At 51.8% G+C, this 14,347-nt stretch carries 14 protein-coding genes; 5 read left to right on the plus strand and 9 right to left on the minus strand.

The annotated features are described in order from the left end of the window. Positions 1–37: 37 nt before the first annotated feature. Both BJQ97_RS17950 and BJQ97_RS10245 read left to right on the plus strand, forming a co-directional pair. On the plus strand, positions 38–166 hold the full coding sequence (locus BJQ97_RS17950; protein ID WP_268892799.1) for a hypothetical protein: 129 nt from the start codon (positions 38–40) through the stop codon (positions 164–166). Positions 167–186: 20 nt separating this feature from the next. Then, on the plus strand, positions 187–849 hold the full coding sequence (locus tag BJQ97_RS10245) for an SIMPL domain-containing protein (protein ID WP_160156491.1): 663 nt from the start codon (positions 187–189) through the stop codon (positions 847–849). Here the strand turns inward: BJQ97_RS10245 and BJQ97_RS10250 are convergent. From BJQ97_RS10250 to BJQ97_RS10270, 5 genes are all read right to left on the minus strand, one after another. Further along, positions 839–1,588 carry a zinc ribbon domain-containing protein gene (locus BJQ97_RS10250; protein ID WP_160156492.1) on the minus strand — a complete coding sequence of 250 codons (750 nt, stop codon included), beginning with the start codon at positions 1,586–1,588 and terminating at the stop codon, positions 839–841. The genes BJQ97_RS10245 and BJQ97_RS10250 overlap by 11 nt on opposite strands. A gap of 134 nt (positions 1,589–1,722) precedes the next feature. Continuing rightward, on the minus strand, positions 1,723–2,988 hold the full coding sequence (locus BJQ97_RS10255; protein ID WP_160156493.1) for an MDR family MFS transporter: 1,266 nt from the start codon (positions 2,986–2,988) through the stop codon (positions 1,723–1,725). A 136-nt stretch (positions 2,989–3,124) separates the two neighbouring features. After that, complete coding sequence (locus BJQ97_RS10260) at positions 3,125–3,865, minus strand: CAP domain-containing protein (protein WP_160156494.1); 741 nt, start codon at positions 3,863–3,865, stop codon at positions 3,125–3,127. A gap of 531 nt (positions 3,866–4,396) precedes the next feature. Further along, a complete protein-coding gene (locus BJQ97_RS10265) occupies positions 4,397–5,131 on the minus strand; it encodes an SIS domain-containing protein (protein WP_160156495.1) in 735 nt (244 codons plus the stop codon). Between the two features lie 131 nt (positions 5,132–5,262). Continuing rightward, positions 5,263–6,699, minus strand: coding sequence for an NAD-dependent malic enzyme (locus BJQ97_RS10270; protein WP_160156496.1), 1,437 nt, complete (start codon positions 6,697–6,699; stop codon positions 5,263–5,265). A gap of 395 nt (positions 6,700–7,094) precedes the next feature. Here BJQ97_RS10270 and BJQ97_RS10275 point away from each other — a divergent pair, with 395 nt between their 5' ends. Then, a complete protein-coding gene (locus BJQ97_RS10275) occupies positions 7,095–7,988 on the plus strand; it encodes a DMT family transporter (protein ID WP_160156497.1) in 894 nt (297 codons plus the stop codon). A gap of 156 nt (positions 7,989–8,144) precedes the next feature. Here the strand turns inward: BJQ97_RS10275 and BJQ97_RS10280 are convergent, their stop codons facing one another. Continuing rightward, positions 8,145–8,696, minus strand: a complete 552-nt coding sequence (locus BJQ97_RS10280) for a DJ-1/PfpI family protein (protein ID WP_160156498.1) — start codon at positions 8,694–8,696, stop codon at positions 8,145–8,147. A 158-nt stretch (positions 8,697–8,854) separates the two neighbouring features. On the opposite strand from BJQ97_RS10280, the gene BJQ97_RS10285 reads away from it, so the two are divergent. Continuing rightward, a complete protein-coding gene (locus BJQ97_RS10285) occupies positions 8,855–9,583 on the plus strand; it encodes an NAD-dependent deacylase (RefSeq protein ID WP_160156499.1) in 729 nt (242 codons plus the stop codon). Next, positions 9,580–10,452, plus strand: a complete 873-nt coding sequence (locus tag BJQ97_RS10290; protein WP_160156500.1) for a fructosamine kinase family protein — start codon at positions 9,580–9,582, stop codon at positions 10,450–10,452. The genes BJQ97_RS10285 and BJQ97_RS10290 overlap by 4 nt, the downstream gene beginning before the upstream one ends. 201 nt (positions 10,453–10,653) lie before the next feature. Here the strand turns inward: BJQ97_RS10290 and BJQ97_RS10295 are convergent, their stop codons facing one another. The 3 genes from BJQ97_RS10295 to BJQ97_RS10305 all read right to left on the minus strand — a co-directional run bounded on the left by BJQ97_RS10295 (position 10,654) and on the right by BJQ97_RS10305 (position 14,325). Beyond that, positions 10,654–12,747: a GDYXXLXY domain-containing protein gene (locus BJQ97_RS10295; protein WP_160156501.1), complete on the minus strand. Its 2,094-nt coding sequence runs from the start codon at positions 12,745–12,747 to the stop codon at positions 10,654–10,656. Between the two features lie 151 nt (positions 12,748–12,898). Beyond that, positions 12,899–13,540: a hypothetical protein gene (locus tag BJQ97_RS10300; protein WP_160156502.1), complete on the minus strand. Its 642-nt coding sequence runs from the start codon at positions 13,538–13,540 to the stop codon at positions 12,899–12,901. 182 nt (positions 13,541–13,722) lie between these two features. Further along, the gene (locus BJQ97_RS10305) at positions 13,723–14,325 is read right to left on the minus strand and encodes a phosphatase PAP2 family protein (RefSeq protein ID WP_160156503.1); all 603 of its coding nucleotides are present in this window, start codon (positions 14,323–14,325) and stop codon (positions 13,723–13,725) included. Positions 14,326–14,347 lie beyond the last annotated feature (22 nt).

Raw genomic sequence — 14,347 nt, forward strand, 5'->3', positions numbered from 1 at the left:
AAGCTATAGTAACAGGGCCATGGAAAGGGGAATGGGGATGAAAGCGATCGATTGGCAGCTTGTCTCCTTTGTTGCGATCTCGCTGTTGAAAGAATATTGGTGCTATGCCGGACTGCCACGCATCTACTATTGGCAGGCGGCGGATGATGACAAAAAAACTGCCTAACAGCAGAAGGAGGGAACACGATGCCGCCTTGGCACCGCCCCACACCGCCAACCACCTCCCGCGCCGCACTGACCGTCACCGGCCAAGGGACAGTCAGCGCCAAGCCAGACACCGTCCTCATTGCGCTCGGGGTGCGCACCGAACACATCCATATTCAAGAAGCTCTTGCTGACAACGCGAAACGCACCGACGCAGTCATTGGAGCGCTCAAGGCGCTTGGCGTGCAAACAGAAGATTTGGAGACGACGGCGTTTTCCATCTATCCCCAATACGAACATCACAATGGAGCCGACGTATTATCCAGCTATGGAGTCGAACATTGGCTTGAAATCACCGTCCGCGACCCTAAAAAAGCCGGCGCCATTTACGAGGCGGCCGTTGCCCATGGAGCAAACCTCGCCCGCGGCTTGGAATTCCGTCTAGCAAACGAACAAGCCTATTACCAGCAGGCATTGACGTTGGCCGTGAAAAACGCCAAAGAAAAAGCGCTGGCCATCGCCCGCGCTCTCGGCTTGCCGCTTTACGACACACCGTTGGAACTAAAAGAACAGCCGCCCGCCCGATCGACGCCGTATCATCCGGCCGTTCTCAGCATTTCCTCATCAGCACCGCCTGTGCAGACGCAAGATGTTGTCATTACCGCCGTCGTGGAAGCGGTATTTGCTTATTCGTTCATTTCGTGATATCGATTTCATGGACACGGGCGCCGCCAAACAACTCGACGCGGGTGGTTTTCTTTTTCCCGTTCGAATGGACGATGGTCACAGCGTACGCGCCCGGCAAATACGGGCCGATTTTTTTGACAAATGGGTCTTTCGTCTCCTCCTCTTCCGTTTTCACCCCATTGACGACAAGCGACGCCTCCGGATCATCAAGACGCACATGGAGAAAATAGAGAGTCGGCTCAAACACGTACCGGTCCTCAAACACGTGAATCGTAAACACCGGCGGGTGAGATGTCAATCCTTTAATATACACGTGGCCGTTCTTGCGCTGGCGGGCAAACTCCCGATCTAGCTGTTTATACGCTTCTGGATGCCGTTCCACATACGCGAACAACGGCGCCAACGTTTTCTCGTTGATCGGCACGGTTTCCTCCGTCACCCGCAACATCGCCTGCAAAGCAGCCACATCGCGGTCTTCGATCGCATCTTTTAAACGCATAATGGCCATTTCTCGGCTCGCGGCCGTCTTCAACGCCCCATACCCGCTCCAAAGAAGCGTGCTCGTCCCCCACAGAACAACGATGGCGACAAACAACCAGCCGATGAGACGGTATTGCTTTTTTCTCCTCTCTTCCCGAGACAAAACCCGAGCCTGCTGCCTCTTTTCGCTGCGCGCCAACGCCGCAGCGCCGTTCTGACCGCCGCGGCTTCCCGTTTCCCCCTCAATTGCATCCGGTTCGAACACGCGCGGTTTCATGAGCGCTTCCCCTCTCCTTCTCGCTGTCTAGTTCCACTTTATGTCAGAGACAGGGAATATATGTTACACGAACAATGGTGCGCTTTTTATTATACCCACCTGAGCGAAAAACGGATAGCCGTTTGCACCGCCTATTATCGCGAAAACGAAGCGTTCGGTCGCTCCATTCGCCGCCCGACTTGTTGAAACATCCAAGCGTATAAGACCGCGCTTCCTAGCGCCAGCATCCCAAGGACAACGAACGTCCATGCATAGCCGATCCATTCCGCCGCGACGAGCGACAGCGGCGCCAACATCCGCCCGATCGTAAAACGGAGACTGGCGGCGGCAAAATATTGGCCGCGCATCGCCTCCGGAGCCAAGCGGGAAATGAACGACTGCTGCAAGCCAGCTGTCATCAGCTCAGCCAGCGTAAACAGCGCCATGACCGCGATCAATCCGAGCAGCGAAGATGTTTGACTAAACAGCCACATCGAGATGCCGTATAAGACGGAGGAACCCACAAACGCCTGCCGCTCCGAGTAGCGAGACATCCAACGCGTCACAGCCACCGTGCATAGTGCGACCAACAGACCGTTTTCGGCAATGAGCCAACTAAAGGCGCTCGCGCCGTCAATTGTCCATCCTGCCAATGTTTCGGCTTGGACCGTTTCTTTTGTATATACCGGAATCAACAAGTCAAGCTGTGTAAACGTTTGTGCTACCAACACTCCAGCAACGATAAACAGGAAAAAGACACGGTCGCGGACAATGATGGCATACTGTTTGAACTGCATGCGCAAAAAAGACTGCCATGTCTCCCTCCTTTGTTGGCCGGCTGCGGCTAGCGGCGCCGTCTCACGCAACGTCTTGGAGAGCAGAGTTGCCATCACAAAACATGAACATGCCGCCAAAAGCAATAAGGCAAACCGATGCTCAGCATAAAGAAGGCCGCCAACAATCGGTCCGATGACAACCGAAATATTGATGGATGTGTAAAACACGGCAAACACATCGCTCCGATCTTTCTCCGGAACCACATCGGACACCATCGCCTGGCTCGCCGGCCAATAAAATGACCCGCAAATGCCAGCCAATGTCAAACAAAGAAAACCAGCAAACGGCGACGACCACCATGGGGAGCTGGCCAAAGCGAAAACGAAAAACGCCGCCCCTTGACCGTAGGCGGACAATACCATCATCCGCTTGCGTCCCAATACATCAGCGCAATAACCGCCCATCAAATTGGCAATGACCGAGAACAACTGCGAAACAATCAACAACACCCCCGCTGTCTCTGTGCCAAAGGAATCGGCAAAATAAATCGAGATAAACGGAAAAAACATCCAAAAGGTCGTATTCATGAGCGCCTCACCAAACAGGCGCACTTTTAGGTTGCGGTCCCAATCGCGTATTCGCATCCGCTGTCCTCCTAATCTTTCGTCTTTCGAATTTCTTTGGAAATTATATCATATTTTTGTAGAGGATCAGAGAAATATTTTTCAAATAAAAAAACCTGCCCATCTTGCTGATGGACAGGAACGTTGATTTGGCCTATTACTTGCGGATGAATTGCTGTGTCCAAATATAGCCGTTTTCTTCAAAACCAACACCGATGTGCGTAAAGTTTTTGTTCAAAATGTTTGCCCGATGGCCTTCGCTGTTCATCCACGCATTGACCACTTCTTGCGGGGTGCGTTGGCCTTTGGCAATGTTTTCCCCGGCAGCCGTGTACGAGATGCCAAATTTTTTCATCATCTCAAATGGAGAACCGTACGTCGGGCTGTTGTGCGAGAAGTAGTGGTTGACCGCCATATCGCGCGATTTTTCGCGGGCGACTTTGCTGAGGGCCAAGTCCACTTGAAGCGGCGGCAAGCCGTATTTCGCCCGTTCTTTGTTCGTCAGTTCAACGACTTGTTGCTCATAGGCGTTTAACCCCGTTGTTTGTTGTGTTGTTGTCTTTGGCGGCGTTGCTGTCGTTTTCGCCGGTGCTTGCGTATTCGCAGCCGGTTTCGTCGCCGGCTGTTTCACTGTTGTTGGAGCTTGCGGTTTCGCCGTTGCCGGCTGTTTTACTGCCGGTTGTTGTGCTGCCGGTTTCGCTGCTTGGAACGACACAAACGGGAAGTATTGTTGCAGCCATTTCTCGAAATCTTGAATGTTTGTGCTTGTATATTTCACTTGATATACGTTCGCTGTCGGACACGTCGTCCCAGCTGCCTCCGTTTTCCCTGTTGCCGCAAACGAAGCGCCAACAAGAGTGACCGAAGCGACGATTGTTGCTAACGTTTTTTTGTTCATCAGAATTCCTCCTTGTATCCTCTATTTGAAAGTTTCAGAGATATTGCGTCCGTCAGTCATGCTTACAAAACGAGATTCGAAGAGGGACGGTTGCGTTGTTCCTTCTCCTTCACCCTCATTATAGCACGGGTTTTTTGTAATATTTTTGGGTTAAAATGGAAAAAACGAGGACTGGAAACACCCGGAAAAACAAGCGCTTGTTTTCATTGCCAGTTGGCTGCCCATCACGGCAGTTGCAATGATTGGAAACGGCATCCTTTCACTAACTGTCATTCCTTTTTCCCCTCTATTATTCTATCCACCCACATTTTTTCAGGAAAAAGGGAGTTGACAGCCTCTTTTTTGGACCATTTCGTTTAACAATTGTTACAGTTGTGTTACAAAACAGATGACAACGTTCATCCTGTTGTGACAAACAGAAAAACCGGAGCGGCAAGCCCCGGTTTCCATTGAGATTGTACCAAATTGTTGACAGCTCAACTTCATCTACAGACACATAACATACTGCTTGACGTTGCTTCCCATCATCCACTAATTTAACAACAGAATTCGCTCTTTATACTTCTCCATCCATCGGCGGTTATATTCATCCGCCCCTTCGATATTGCCGCTTAAAAAGACTGGGGGTTCAAATCCGCTTTCCACCATAAGAACAATAGCCTCGGCGAAAACCACATGTAAAATCGCACTGCCGATCACCGTCGATGTAGGAGCGAATGGAACGGGGACATTTGGATGGGCCAAAATTGCATCCCCTTTCACAGAATGGTTGTCAATCACTAAGTCTACCACTTCGTACAATAACCGGCCGCTCTTATGCCGCGACGGCTGACTCTTCGAGTATTCCAAGGACGTGATCGCGATCGTGCAAGCCCCCTTCTTCTTGGCTGCCAACGCCACATCGATCGGAACAGGGTTGCGCCCTGACGTAGACAAAACAAAGAAAACATCCCCCGAACGAATGTCTTCATGTTCCATAAAATTTTGTGCAAAATCATTCATCCGCTCTAACCTCGACGACCGCACCGCCCCTTCATGAAGCATGAGCGGCTCGACAAAAATCGGTTTCACCGGGACAAGCCCACCCGCTCGGTAAAACACTTCCTCTGCTAAAATATGAGAATGGCCGCACCCGAACAACTGAATGATTCCACCGTTTTGAATCGCTTCGCTTACTGCATGGGCGGCCTTTTTTAGATTGTTCTTTTCATGGCTTAAAACGAGTTCCAGACGTTCGTTGATTTTTTGGAAATATTGATCGATCATCGTCCTTTCGCCCCTTAAGCGCTTGATTTTCTATTTTTCTAAACCGGGCTTACTATTTAAACGCTCCTTCAGCCAAAAAAACGGCTTCCCCTGCAAAGGAAGCCGCCCATCGGTTCAATTGTATCGCTCCTTTACTGTCCTGTATAACCTCCAACCGGAATATTGTCCTTCCGCGCCACCCCAGTGCGGTAAGCGGCTTCGATGACCGCTTGTCTAACGCGTTCGACGACTTTGCTGTTGAAGACGCTCGGGATGATGTATGTTTCGTTCAATTCATCCTCCGTCACAACAGAGGCAATCGCCTTCGCAGCGGCAAGCTTCATTTCCTCGTTAATTTCTCTCGCCCGGCAGTCAAGCGCCCCACGGAAAATGCCCGGGAAGCAAAGAACGTTGTTAATTTGGTTTGGATAGTCGGAGCGCCCGGTCGCCATGACGCGCACGTACGGTTCGGCCAACTCCGGATCAATTTCCGGAATCGGGTTGGCCATCGCAAACACGATCGGGTCGCGCGCCATTTTTTTCACGTCTTCGACTTTTAAAATGCCCGGAGCCGAAACGCCGATAAATACATCGGCGCCGGCGATGACGTCCGACAAGCTTCCTTTCAGATTATCCGGGTTCGTGAGTTGCGCATATTCTTGCCAGTACGGATTTTCGTACGTTTCATCGCGGTGGATGGCGCCGTGGCGGTCGACCCCGATGATGTTGCGTACGCCGGCCGCGAGCAAAATTTTCGTGCAGGCGATGCCGGCCGCACCAATGCCGGTTAAGACGACTTTAATGTCCTCGAGCTTTTTGTCAACGATTTTCAACGCGTTGAGCAACCCCGCAAGCAATACAACGGCGGTGCCGTGCTGGTCATCATGAAAGACCGGTATGTCAAGCTCTTCTTTCAGCCGTTTTTCAATTTCAAAGCAGCGCGGAGCGGAAATGTCTTCGAGGTTAATGCCGCCGAACGCTGGAGCGATCGCTTTTACGATTTGGATAATTTCTTCCGTGTCTTTCGTGTCCAAACAAATCGGGAACGCGTCCACTCCGGCAAATTCCTTAAACAGCATCGCTTTTCCTTCCATGACCGGCATCGCTGCATACGGGCCGATGTCGCCGAGGCCGAGCACCGCCGTGCCGTCCGACACGACCGCGACTGTATTCCGTTTAATCGTCAGCGAATACGCCTTGCGCGGATCCTCGGCGATCGCCGTGCAGACGCGCGCCACGCCCGGCGTATACACCCGCGACAAGTCATCGCGCGTTTTCACTGGAATTTTCGAGTTCGTTTCAATTTTTCCCCCAATGTGCATCAAAAACGTTCGGTCAGAAACGTTGATGATTTTGACGCCTTGAATTTTTTTCAGCGCCTCAATGATCAAATCGCATTGCTTCGTATCGAGCGCGCTGACGGTGATGTCGCGCACCGTATGCACTTTGCTTGACGAAATGACGTCAATCCCAACAATATCTCCGCCCGCTTTGCCAATGGCTGTGGCGATATCGCTGAACGAGACGATATCTTTTTCAAATTGGAGACGAATCGTAATGTTCATCGCTGCCCCGCCTGGTAATGCCATAATGATCGTCCTTCCTTTTTTCTATATTTCTTAATTTTTCATGATAAATAATCCTACGGTACAAATGTTATCCGATGAGCCGGAAAAAGACAACCCTAAACACGGAATACGGCCAAATGTAGGTAAATTTGTCATTTGTCTTTCCGCATCAACGCTAATACACGGCTTTACAATTTTGTTTTACATCCAGCCGATCACTCGCAAAGTTATAGCATAGTCGAATTGTATGAGGGTCAAAACAGAAACGAAAAATCAGAAATTCTTTATTGCAACTTATATAGCCTCATCGAAAAAGAAACGTCAAACACAAGCCAACAAAAAACTAAAGAAGGAAGTGGGACGCGCAACGGTGTAAAAGTAAAAAGCAGGAAAACACAAGACGGGAGCGAAAGAAGATGAAAGAAAAACTCCTTTTAGTGTTGGCCAACCTGTTTTGGGCCGGCAATTACATCATTGGCAAGTCGGTCATTACGGAAACGGGCCCATTTTGGCTGACGTTGATTCGCTGGTGCACCGCTTTTATCGTGTTGGTGCCCGTATCGTACTGGCTCGAGCGGCCGCGCTACCGGGATGTCATGAAACAATATTGGCTGCCGCTCGCGGCGGCCGGAGCGCTTGGCGTCATCGGCTACAACTTGCTTTTATACGGCGCGCTCGCCTATACGTCACCGATGAACGCAGCGATCGTCAACTCGCTCAATCCGGCGATCATTGTCGTGTTGTCATATGTATTGCTGCGCGAGCGGCTGTCAAAAACGAATATCGTCGGCTTTTTATTGTCACTCACCGGTGTGCTCTTTATTTTAACAGACGGGCACGTAGCACACGTCTTCCAAAGCGATTACAACCGCGGTGATTTGATGATGCTCGCGGCTGGCGTCGTCTGGGCGCTGTATTCGATCATTGGCAAAAAGCTTCCCGTTCCGCCGATTACAGCGACAACGTGCTCCGTTTTTTTCAGCTTGCTGCTGTTATGGCCGTTCGCATTCTTTTATCCGTTTCCGGCCGATCACGTAAGCACAGCCGGGCTCGCCGGGATTTCCTATATTTTCCTGTTTCCGTCCGTACTCTCTTTTTTGTTTTGGAACATTTCGGTGCAAAAAGTTGGCCCGAGCCATGCCGGCGTATATTTGAATTTGATCGCCGTGTTTACCGCCATCATCACGTTTTTGTTTGTCGGTGCTCTGTCTATCCCGCAGCTTGCCGGTGGTGCAGTCGTCTTATTCGGCGTCTATTTGGCGACGAAAGCGGCGAAAGCAAAGGCGGAACAAGTGGATATTGCAGGATGACAGTCGGGCCGTTTGAGCGACAGGATGATAAAAAATACGACCCGCCATAACAAGCGGGAACTTTCGGCCATCAAAAAACAACGCCACCCGCGGCGCCCAAAGCCCTGTTGCATGCAAAAGCGGTCTCCCTTCACCCAAAGGGAGACCGCTTTTTGGCTATTGAAGCAACCGGATAAACTCGCGCATAAACGCCGGCAAATCCGGCCACGCATGAGCGGAGACAAGGTTGCCGTCAACATGGACCGTATTGTCGGACACATACGTCGCTCCGAGCGCCTCAACCCCTGGCTTGCAAGCAATATACGCCGTCAAGCTCCGGCCTTTCAGCACATCCGGCATCGTTTCAAAAATAAGTGAAGCGTGGCAAATCGCGGCAATCGGCTTATTCGCTTCAAAGAAATAGCGGACGATGCGTTGCACGTTCTCATCGAGGCGGATGTATTCCGGCGCGCGCCCGCCTGGGATGACCAACCCGTCGTATTGCGCCGGGTCAATCTCGGCGAACGACGCATGAGCGTCAATCAAATAGCCTTGCTTTTCCACATACGTATCCCAGTCGGCAAAATCATGAACGACCGTGTGCAGTTTCTTTTTCTTCGGCGCAGCAATCGTGACTTCATGCCCCTCTTCGAGCAATCGATAGTATGGATAGTACACTTCAAGCGCCTCCACCGCATCGCCGGTGATGATTAACACCTTTTTCCCCATGTTCCTTACCCCCTTGTCCATTTTTTCCTTCTCTTTTATCATAATGGAAACAGGCGGAAAGGAAAAGCAAATTGGTTGTCGAACTTCTTATTGGATTCATCCTTTTGCCGAAACGCAAGAAGGATTGGACGCACATTTAACATAAGGAGGGAAAAAGCATGACCATCGCTTCATGGCTGGCCGCCTCGCGTCGCACCGTCGTGCTGACCGGCGCCGGCATGTCAACGGAAAGCGGGCTGCCTGACTTTCGCTCGCCGCGCACCGGACTGTGGGCTCGCTTTAACCCAAGCGAGCTCGCCACAGTCGAGGCGTTGCATCATCGCCGTGAATCGTTCATTGAGTTTTACCAATATCGCATTCGCACATTGCAACAGTGTCAACCGCATGACGGACACCGCTTGTTGGCCGATTGGGAGCGGCGCGGACTCGTCCACACGATCATAACGCAAAACGTGGATGGCTTTCATCAAGAAGCCGGCAGTCAACGCGTCATCGAGCTCCATGGCTCGCTTCGCACCGTCCATTGTCAGCGATGCGGGCAATCAAAGCCAAGCATTGTCTATTTGCACGGGATATGGACTTGCGAATGCAGCGGTGTTTTACGTCCGTCGGTCGTGTTGTTTGGCGAGCCGCTGCCGGAGAAAGCCATCGACCAAGCTTGGAAAGCGGCCCGCCAAGCGGACTTGTTCGTTGTGCTCGGCTCCTCTCTGCAGGTATCCCCAGCCAACCAGCTGCCGCTTGTCGCCAAGCGGAACGGAGCAAGACTTGTGATTATCAATTGGGAGCCGACTGACCTAGACGATCTCGCCGACGCCATCATCCACCAGCGAAAAATCGGCGAGGTGCTGAACGAGCTTAATGAGCAGTTGACGGAGGTGAACGGATGAACAAAGAAACGATATTGCAAGAGGCGCTCCAATCGATCGGCGACCATTCCCGCATCCGCCATTGGCGCCGCGTCTCGGGCGGCGACATCAATGACGCCTACCGCGTCCAAAGCGATAAGCAAACGTACTTTGTGAAAATGCAATGTTTTCCGCCAGTTGGATTTTTCGCTGCCGAGCAGATGGGCCTCGAGCTGATCAGGCAAGCACGCGCCATCAACGTTCCGCATGCCTTCGGCTTCGGGGAAACGGACGGCTGGGGATGGCTCGTCTTGGAATGGATCGAAGGAACAGAAACGGCGCAGACAGCCGAACAGCTCGGATACGGCCTTGCCCGCCTCCATCAATGCCGCGGACCGGCGTTTGGCCTTGACCGCGATACTTATATCGGGACGCTGCCACAGCGCAACGGCTGGTACGACCGTTGGCTCGACTATTACCGCGACACCCGCCTTAGACCACAAATAACGCGAGCGGCGGAGAGAGGGCATCTGCCCGCCAAGCGGCGCAAACGTCTCGAATGGCTGCTCGAGCGGCTTGACCAATGGCTCCCGGATGACTGTTTTCCGTCGCTTTTGCATGGCGATTTATGGAGCGGCAACTGGATTCCAGGGCCAGACGGAGTGCCGTATTTGATCGATCCGTCTGTTTTGTACGGCCATCATGAGTTTGACATCGCGTTTACTGAGCTGTTTGGCGGTTTTCCATCCCGGTTTTATGAGAGCTATCGTGAGCTCATGCCGCTCCCGCCTGAATATCATGAGCGGAAGCCGCTCTACCAGCTGTTTTACTTGCTCGTGCATTTGAATTTGTTCGGTGAGGCGTACGGTGGGGCGATCGATCGCGTGCTTGAACGTTATACGGAGGATTGACACTCCCCACAGCTAAATCCGTGGGATTCTTGGGTCGTTAGCGTCCTCGTCCATTTTTGTTCCACCCTTGCCACAACGATGTATCGCAGCCCAAGGTTTACCCCTATGACTTTCGTTTGCTTGTCATATGACGCATCCAGTGATTCATGGAAACAACCAAAAAACAAACGCCCCTAACGCGGAGCCCGCTCTCTGGCGGGCTCATTTTGCGCTGATCGCCTTAAGCAGTGCATCGCCATTTTTGCTCACACGCACATAGGCAAACCGAGCATGTTCTTGCCGTTTCATCCCCGTTTTTTCTGGAACGAAATACGATTCAATGCCATACACCACTTGCGGGCCGTGAAACGTGCCAGTGATGATCACATCCCCCGGCTGCGGCTTGTATCCCGGCCTTTTTTCCCCATTGACCGCATATACTCCAGCAAAACGATGCACCCCGTCCCCTCCTTTTCGCAACCCGACTTGCACCCGTCCGCTGCCGTCAAGCGACGGAATTGTGGAAATATCGTACCGAAGCTCGATATAATCTCCTTGCAACAGCGAGCGCGGGTCCAACGGTTCAATCTCAAGCTTCACGACATCACCATATTGCAATAGTCGCTCCTTTTGCCACACGGTATAACCTAAGAATGAAAATTGGGCGACCACAACAGCGAGCACAAGCAGCGAAACGCGCCGGCTCCAGCGCACTCCTCCAGTCCATGTGAAGCCATTTCGTTTCTCCAGCCAAACCGCCCATGCGAGCAACACAACTCCCGCGGCGAGCAAACTGACCGATTTATGAAGCAAATTCCACGCCAGTTCATAATATTTCAGCACAAGATAAAGCACGAAATACACCGAAGCGACCTTTCGCTCCAGCCGCCGCCCGCGAAAAAGAAAGAAGGCAAGTGCAGCAATCATGGCGATATTCAGAGCCGCGTACAGTCCATCAGCCGCAAATACATCAACGCTGGTCGCGATCCCAAGTGCGCCAAACGCCAAGACAAGCGGAGTGAGAAACGGCGTTCCACTCCAGCGTCCATACGCATACAGCCCGCCGTTGACGAAAGCCAGCACGAGCAACGCCTTTCGTCCGTCATCCATGACCAAATCCATTCCGATTCCCAAGTATAGCGTCAGCGCCACCGTCGTCAGCCGGCGCACCCCACTGTCTGACGAGCGGACCAACCCGATAGCAAGCCCGATGGCATAGATGAACAGCGCCGCCCAAGACACCTCCCACGCCATCGTCAATCCAAGCCCATATCCGACAGCAAGCAGTGTATAACGAACCGCGGCATTCCAGCGCCACCCAAGCGAGGCGGGAACAACAAACCCAAAAATGGAGATGAAAAAGAGCACATACGGCGACCATGACTCCGCCCAAAGCAAATACAAGCCGAGCAGGCTCGCCGTTGCCAATGCCGAAGCCGCCAGCGTGACAATGGCTTGAAACGCCGCCAAAAACCGCCTCCCGGCTTTCGTCTCCGCTGAAAACAGCCCAGTCCGCCGCAATAGCACAATGCCGCCGTATAGCACAGCAGCGGCTGCCATAAGACCAATAAGAAGCAACCACGTTTCAAAATGATCAGCGAGCAGGCGAATGTATTGAATCAACAAAAACAGTCCGGCAAACAAACTCGTCAACAACACATACGACCGCTGCTTGGCGATGACAAGAAAATAATAAAGCAGCCCGGCAAGCAACACCGCATAAACGTATGGCCACCATGCGTCGCGTCCATATGAAAAACCGGTCACTCCAACAGCAAGCAGCCAGCCATGCATGGCCATATAAGCGAGATGGGCGACTAACGGCGTACGGCTGACACCAATCAGCACGCCATTGATCGCTGCAAACAATAAGAGCAGACCAAACGATGACCATTCCGTCCACTCAATCCGATAAGCGGACGGAAAATAATAAAACCAGCACGAAAGTTGCAACAAACCAAGGGCGATAACCGACAGCAGCCGTTCTTTTGTCAGTGACGCCAGCACAGCAGTCGGCACAAGCCAGGCAAGAAACAACCAATAACTGTCAGCGTGCGAATTGTAAATTTGTCCAAGCAACGCCAATGCGATGCCAAATGACAACACCCCGCCGATCAACATCCAGCGCCCTAAAAAACGATGGCGGCCCAAAAGCGCCGCGCTTGCGATGTAAAATGCCGCCATCACGCCGATGCTGATCCCGACTTTCGCCTCACGTCCCATCTCAGGCCAGTTGGCGGCAAAAAAGTAAACAATACCGGCAATGATGCACAAAAACGCCAACGCATACCCCGTTTTCACGATACGGGCCGCCATATCGCTTCCCCCTTGTAACTTGATGTTTTCTATAACATATGCTGAAAAAGCTGTCTAGAAGACCAGTGAAACACGCCTTATTCCATATTCAATCGCATTTTCCTAGTTGCCACCGGCCTTCTCGGCTTTTTCTTTGTTGCGGTGAAGAACATTATGGTTGGAGATAATTTTTTAAGTGGAAAATTTCCATATCATGCTCTGCGACTTTTTTCATCAAATAATCGATGGATGTCTGTTTGGAAGAGAATTCGCGCGAAGCCATATCAAGAGCAGCCTGATGCTTATGGAGCATGTTTTCGATGTGGCGGAAGTGGCTCCGCATTTCTGTAGCAAGGTAGTCCACTTTTTCTTCAAGCCGTTGCTGTCCTTCTTTCAATGTTTGAACATCATCCTTGACCGCGTCCATATCGGTTTTCAATGTTTGAACGTCGCCTTTCACTTCATCCATGTCGGTTTTCAATGTTTGAACGTCGCCTTTCACTGCTTCCATATCCACTTTTAAGGTACGCACATCATCCTCAACCCGATGAAGCCGTTGCTCCAAGCGGACTTGTCCCTTCTGCAGCAACTGCACTTCATCTTCGAGGCGCGCTTGCCCTTCCTTGAGCGCTTGCACTTCTCCTTCGAGGCGCGCTTGCCCTTCCTTGAGCGCTTGCACTTCTCCTTCCAGACGCGCCTGTCCTTCCTGAAGCGCTCGGACATTTCCTTCGATTCGATCGAGCCGGACATGGACGGGATACAGCTTTTGGTCAAGCAGTTCGGCCATCATTTGCACTAGTTCGGCTTGTCCCATCGTTTCACCTCCTTTCTCCCATTGTATCACTATCCCGATAAACACGATAGTATGTATAAGAAAAAGAGATTTTCTCCTTCCTTTCGACAGCGTCAAGACCCAGCATAAAGCCGCAAATCCACTTCACAACCGACAAAAATGGGACAAAAATCGTTTTTTGTTATTCTCTAACTATAATCGTACTATAAACGCTCGCGCCGCTTGACGAGCGTGCGGTAAAGAGCAAGGCAGGCCGATACGTAGGCACCCCCAAGCAAAAACCCGCCGAGCACATCAGACGGATAATGCACTTGCAGACTTAACCGGCTTAAGCCGGTCAACAGGGCAAGCGCTCCAAAAACGCCGTAAATCGCGGCCCGCTCGCCGCGCTTCATGCGCGTTTGCGCCAAAAAGTACGCCAAAAGCAACAAGTAAATCGTCCCAATCATCGCATGGCCGCTTGGAAAACTGAACCCGCCGATTTCAGCATGAGGCGGTCGAGCCCGTCCAATGATATGTTTTAGCCACTCATTGATGCCATATCCCCCGCCAACAGCCACTGCTACTAACACCATCCCATACACATCGCGCCGAAAAAACCATAAACAGATGACCAACATCACGCTAATCGCGCCGATTGTTTTCCCATTGCCCAAGAAGGTGAACGGATCAAACCATTGCCATGAATCAAACAACCGCAGCCCACCTTGATCGATGGCCTTTGTCAACCCATTGGCCATCGCCGCCCAAACAAGCAAAAAAAGGGCAAAGCCTATGACCGACGTGACCCATAATCGTCGATTCATGTTGAGCACCACTCTCCTCCTT

The sequence above is a fragment of the Geobacillus sp. TFV-3 genome, from assembly GCF_009901865.1.
GTDB lineage: Bacteria > Bacillota > Bacilli > Bacillales > Anoxybacillaceae > Geobacillus > Geobacillus thermoleovorans_A.

What these genes read in the sequence shown, in the direction of transcription:
- BJQ97_RS17950 (WP_268892799.1), top strand. Translation starts at nt 38, where the DNA reads ATGAAAGCGATCGATTGGCAGCTTGTCTCCTTTGTTGCGATCTCGCTG.
- BJQ97_RS10245 (WP_160156491.1), top strand. Translation starts at nt 187, where the DNA reads ATGCCGCCTTGGCACCGCCCCACACCGCCAACCACCTCCCGCGCCGCA.
- BJQ97_RS10250 (WP_160156492.1), bottom strand. Translation starts at nt 1,588, where the DNA reads ATGAAACCGCGCGTGTTCGAACCGGATGCAATTGAGGGGGAAACGGGA.
- BJQ97_RS10255 (WP_160156493.1), bottom strand. Translation starts at nt 2,988, where the DNA reads ATGCGAATACGCGATTGGGACCGCAACCTAAAAGTGCGCCTGTTTGGT.
- BJQ97_RS10260 (WP_160156494.1), bottom strand. Translation starts at nt 3,865, where the DNA reads ATGAACAAAAAAACGTTAGCAACAATCGTCGCTTCGGTCACTCTTGTT.
- BJQ97_RS10265 (WP_160156495.1), bottom strand. Translation starts at nt 5,131, where the DNA reads ATGATCGATCAATATTTCCAAAAAATCAACGAACGTCTGGAACTCGTT.
- BJQ97_RS10270 (WP_160156496.1), bottom strand. Translation starts at nt 6,699, where the DNA reads ATGGCATTACCAGGCGGGGCAGCGATGAACATTACGATTCGTCTCCAA.
- BJQ97_RS10275 (WP_160156497.1), top strand. Translation starts at nt 7,095, where the DNA reads ATGAAAGAAAAACTCCTTTTAGTGTTGGCCAACCTGTTTTGGGCCGGC.
- BJQ97_RS10280 (WP_160156498.1), bottom strand. Translation starts at nt 8,696, where the DNA reads ATGGGGAAAAAGGTGTTAATCATCACCGGCGATGCGGTGGAGGCGCTT.
- BJQ97_RS10285 (WP_160156499.1), top strand. Translation starts at nt 8,855, where the DNA reads ATGACCATCGCTTCATGGCTGGCCGCCTCGCGTCGCACCGTCGTGCTG.
- BJQ97_RS10290 (WP_160156500.1), top strand. Translation starts at nt 9,580, where the DNA reads ATGAACAAAGAAACGATATTGCAAGAGGCGCTCCAATCGATCGGCGAC.
- BJQ97_RS10295 (WP_160156501.1), bottom strand. Translation starts at nt 12,747, where the DNA reads ATGGCGGCCCGTATCGTGAAAACGGGGTATGCGTTGGCGTTTTTGTGC.
- BJQ97_RS10300 (WP_160156502.1), bottom strand. Translation starts at nt 13,540, where the DNA reads ATGGGACAAGCCGAACTAGTGCAAATGATGGCCGAACTGCTTGACCAA.
- BJQ97_RS10305 (WP_160156503.1), bottom strand. Translation starts at nt 14,325, where the DNA reads ATGAATCGACGATTATGGGTCACGTCGGTCATAGGCTTTGCCCTTTTT.